Genomic DNA, 3,991 nt, shown 5'->3' with positions numbered 1-3,991 from the left:
CATGGCTGAACCGCCGCTTTCGATCCGCGCCGCGCTGGATCTGCCTCCGCACGAAATGCTGCGCTATCTGCGCGCCAAGGATTACCGCACCACCGTGAACTGGGCCGAAGCCTGGCACGATGATCATGTGCGCGCCTTCACCGTGGCCAAGGTGGCGCAATATGATCTGCTGGAAACCATCCGCCAATCGCTGGATGATGCCTGGGCGCAGGGCAAGCCGGTGGACCAGTGGAAGGCCGAACTGATCCCGGAATTGCAGAAGCACGGCTGGTGGGGCGTGGTGACCGATCCCGCCGTTACCGGCACCGGGGATGCGGTGTTCATCGGCCCGAAGCGGCTGGAAACCATCTTCGCCACCAATTTCCGCCTGGCGGCGGCCGCCGCCGAATGGAAGCTGATGCAGGCGGCCAAGGGGCTGATGCCCTGGCTGCGCTACCGCACCGCCGGCGACGAACGGGTGCGCTCCAGCCACGCGGTGCTGGACGATATCGTGCTGCCGGTCGATCATCCGTTCTGGCAGGTGTATTTTCCGCCGAACGACTGGGGCTGCCGCTGCCGCGTGGTGCAGCTGAGCGACCGCGACCTGATCCGGCTGGGGCTGCAGGTAACGCCCGACGATCATCTGCCGCAACTGGCGCCGCGCCTGTTCTGGCGGCCGGGCGCCGCCGCGCCCGAAGTGGTGCCGGGCGGCGTGGGGCCGGGCTTCGGCTATAATCCGGGGGTTTCGTGGATGCGGGCGTTCGAGCTGCCGATGCTGGATGCGCCGCTGGCGGCGCCGGTGGCCGGCCTTGGCGGGCGCCAGGCGCCGCTGCCGCCGCTGCCGCCGGCCCGCGCGCTGCCGGCCGACGCCATCCTGCCGGCGGATAGCAGCGACGCCGATGCGGTGGCGCGGTTCGTGGAACGCTTCCGCGCGGTATCGCAGCCGGCGGGGGATGCGCTGCTGTTCACCGATAAAACCGGGCAGCCGCTGCTGATTTCCGAACGCTTCTTCCAGCGCCCCGATGGCAGCACCAAGCTGACGGCAGAGCGCCGGTCGACCATCCTGCTGCTGGCCGAAACCATCATCAGCCCGGATGAAATCTGGTATGTGTGGGAAAAGGTGGCGACGAACCGCGCCCGCACGAGATTCCGCTGGCGGCTGACCAGGCGTTTCGTGGCGCGGTTCCGGATCGAAGGCGAAGAACGCCACGCCTTTGCAGCGATGCAGGTAGGCAAGCATGGCTGGCAGGGCGTGACGGCGTTCCCGACAGAGGCGAAATATTTTGAAAAGGAACAGGTGCGCGGCGGCATATTGGCGTGGCGGCGGGCCGATGCGGAGGATTGAGAGAGGGCGGCGGAATAAGAGAAGGGGTGCGCGGTTGCCCCGGCACCCCTTCACCGACGATTCGCCGGCCTAGAACCCACCCCCGCAAGGATCAGCACGGCTCCGGTCGTCTCCGGTGCGGTAACGCCGATATAGCCTGCCCGCCCGCCTTTCGCAAACGCTGAAGGGTTCCCCGGAAGCGATGCCGGGGAAACAGTTCACCTGGTCGGGGTAGGAAGGTGCGTCATGCCGCGCACCCTTGCATCCTATACCGCAATCGCCGCCGCCGTCGAGGTGGTTTCCGAAGGGCGCCCCAGGCGGCGCATCCAGTTGCTGCCGGCGGGCGCCATCCATCTGCGCGACGGGCGCGGCCCCTTTTTCCTGCCGGCCGAAAGCATGGCGGCGGTGGTGGAAGCCACCCGCGCCCACGCCGGCCGCGCCGACATCATGATCGATTACGACCACCAGAGCTTTTTCGGCGCGGTGGAGGGCGTGGGCGGCCGGGCGGAAGCCGCCGGCTGGATCGACGCCGCCACGCTGGAAGCGGCGGCCGACGGCATCTGGGCCGATGTGGCGTGGACGCAGGCCGCGCACGGGCGGCTTTTGCGGCGTGAATACCGCTATCTTTCGCCGCTGTTCACCTTCGATCCGGAAACCCGGCAGGTGCGCTGCATCCTGAACGCCGGGCTGACCAACACCCCGGCCATCACCGAACTGGCCGCAGTGGCATCCAGGGCCGCGGCCTTCAGGCAACCCCCACAGGAGGACGATGTGAGCATTTCCCGAATTGCCGGCGCGCTTGGCCTGCCGGCCGACGCGACGGAAGAACAGGTGCTGGCGGCCGCCGCCGCGTGCAAGGCGGGCGCCGATGCGACGGCCGCAGTGGCCGCCGCCGCGCAGAAGCTGGGCCTGAAGGCCGACGCCGGCGTCGATGATCTGGTGGCCGCTGCCGCCCGGTCCAGTGCTTCCCGGCCGAACCCGGCCGAATATGTGCCGATCGGCGCCGTGAAGGCGTTGCAGGACGAAGTGGCGGCGCTGAAATCGTCGATCGACGGTGACAAGGCCTTGCAGGCCGTGGCCGCCGCGCTGGCGGCCGGCAAGATTTCGCCGGCGATGAAAAACTGGGCGGTCAGCTACGCAGCCGCCGATCTGGCCGGCTTCGAGGGCTTTGTCGCCGCCGCCCCGGTGATCGTGGCCGCCGGCGAACAGTTCGCGGCGATGGGCGCGGCGGCTGCCGCATCGGCCGACGGGCTGAGCGCCGACGAGCGCGCCGTTGCCGCATCCATGGGAATTTCGGCGGAGAGCTACATCGCCGCCCGCAAGGAAGGGAACTGACATGGCACAGCTTGCCGCCGAACGCCGGACGCCCCGGCGTGAAAACCGCGATTTCACCGACCCGATGGCGGCGAACGCCACCATCTGGAAAGGCGGGCTGGTGGTGCTGGACGCCGCCGGCAACGCCGCCCGCGCCAGCACGGCGCTGAACCTTGTGGTGCGCGGCGTGGCGCGGGAAAGCAAGGTGAACGGCGCGACCGCCGGGGCAACCGCCGTCACGTCCGAGGCGGGGCTGTTCCGGCTGGGCAACAGCGCCGCCGGCGATGCGATCGCCCGCATCGACATCGGCAAGGACTGCTTCATCGTCGATGACCAGACGGTTGCGAAAACCAATGGCGGCAACACCCGTTCGGTCGCCGGCAAGGTGGTCGATGTGGAAGGCGCCGGCGTCTGGGTGGCGGTCGGCATCCGCTGATTTTCCGGCGTTGATCTTCAGGAGAGAGTTTCATGGCTAATCTGCAGACTGCGGGCGTCGGCTTCCGGGCCGTCTTCCAGGAGGCGCTGAAGGGCGTGGCGCCCGACCATGCGCGCATTTCGATGGCGGTGAATTCCACCACCGCGAAAGAGGAATATGGCTGGCTGGGCGACCTGCCGGGCGTTCGCGAATGGCTGGGCGACCGGGTGATCCACAAGCTGGGCACCTATGATTATTCGATCCGCAACCGCGATTTCGAATCGACGGTGGAAGTGGATCGCAACGACATCGAGGACGATAATCTGGGCCTTTACGCCCCGCGCTTCCGGCAGATGGGCCAGCGCGCCGGGGAATTCCCCTCGACGCTGGTTTACGAAACCCTGGTGTCGGGCTTTGCCGCCGCCTGCTATGACGGGCAGTTCTTCTTCGATACCGATCACCCGGTGCTGGATGCCGCCGGCAACCCGCAGAGCGTGGCCAACACCGACGCGGTGGCGGGGAACGGCGAACCCTGGTTCCTGTTCGATACCAGGCAGGCGGTGAAGCCGCTGATCCTGCAGACGCGCAAGGCCTTCGATTTCCAGCAGATGGACGACCCGAAGGACGCCAATGTCTTCCTGCGGCGCAAGTTCCTGTATGGCGTCGACGGGCGGATGAACGCCGGCTTCGGGCTGTGGCAACTGGCGTGGGGGTCGAAGCAGACGCTGAACGCCACGAACTTCGAAACCGCGATCACGTCGATGATGGCGATGAAGGGCGATTTCGGCCGCCGGCTGGCGATCCGCCCCGACCTGCTGGTGACCGGCCCCAAGAACATGAAGGCCGCGCGCGAACTGCTGAAGAAGGAGCGGCTGGCGAACGGCGAAGACAATATCTGGAAGGACGAAGTCGAGCTGCTGGTGACGCCGTGGCTGGCCTGAGGAACATGAAGGGGAAGG

Annotated in this window: 4 protein-coding genes; all 4 read left to right on the top strand. The window is 67.6% G+C overall.

Annotation, left to right across the window (positions count from 1 at the left end):
- Window positions 1-1,324: PBECR2 nuclease fold domain-containing protein (locus AC16JP_RS11675; protein WP_484340789.1), on the top strand; the 1,324-nt coding region annotated here is incomplete at its 5' end.
- A gap of 225 nt (window positions 1,325-1,549) precedes the next feature.
- Complete coding sequence (locus AC16JP_RS11670; protein WP_484340788.1) at window positions 1,550-2,638, top strand: phage protease; 1,089 nt, start codon at window positions 1,550-1,552, stop codon at window positions 2,636-2,638.
- 1 nt (window position 2,639) lies between these two features.
- Window positions 2,640-3,053 carry a hypothetical protein gene (locus AC16JP_RS11665; RefSeq protein WP_484340787.1) on the top strand — a complete coding sequence of 138 codons (414 nt, stop codon included), beginning with the start codon at window positions 2,640-2,642 and terminating at the stop codon, window positions 3,051-3,053.
- A gap of 32 nt (window positions 3,054-3,085) precedes the next feature.
- Entirely contained in the window at window positions 3,086-3,973 is an 888-nt protein-coding gene (locus AC16JP_RS11660; RefSeq protein WP_484340786.1) for a Mu-like prophage major head subunit gpT family protein, read from the top strand.
- Window positions 3,974-3,991 lie beyond the last annotated feature (18 nt).

The sequence above is a fragment of the Sandaracinobacteroides sp. genome, from assembly GCF_057137845.1.
This window is presented reverse-complemented; position numbering and strand designations above follow the sequence as displayed.

Excerpts from the sequence above, each read along its gene's own strand:
- AC16JP_RS11670 (WP_484340788.1), top strand. The coding sequence starts at position 1,550 with ATGCCGCGCACCCTTGCATCCTATACCGCAATCGCCGCCGCCGTCGAG.
- AC16JP_RS11665 (WP_484340787.1), top strand. The coding sequence starts at position 2,640 with ATGGCACAGCTTGCCGCCGAACGCCGGACGCCCCGGCGTGAAAACCGC.
- AC16JP_RS11660 (WP_484340786.1), top strand. The coding sequence starts at position 3,086 with ATGGCTAATCTGCAGACTGCGGGCGTCGGCTTCCGGGCCGTCTTCCAG.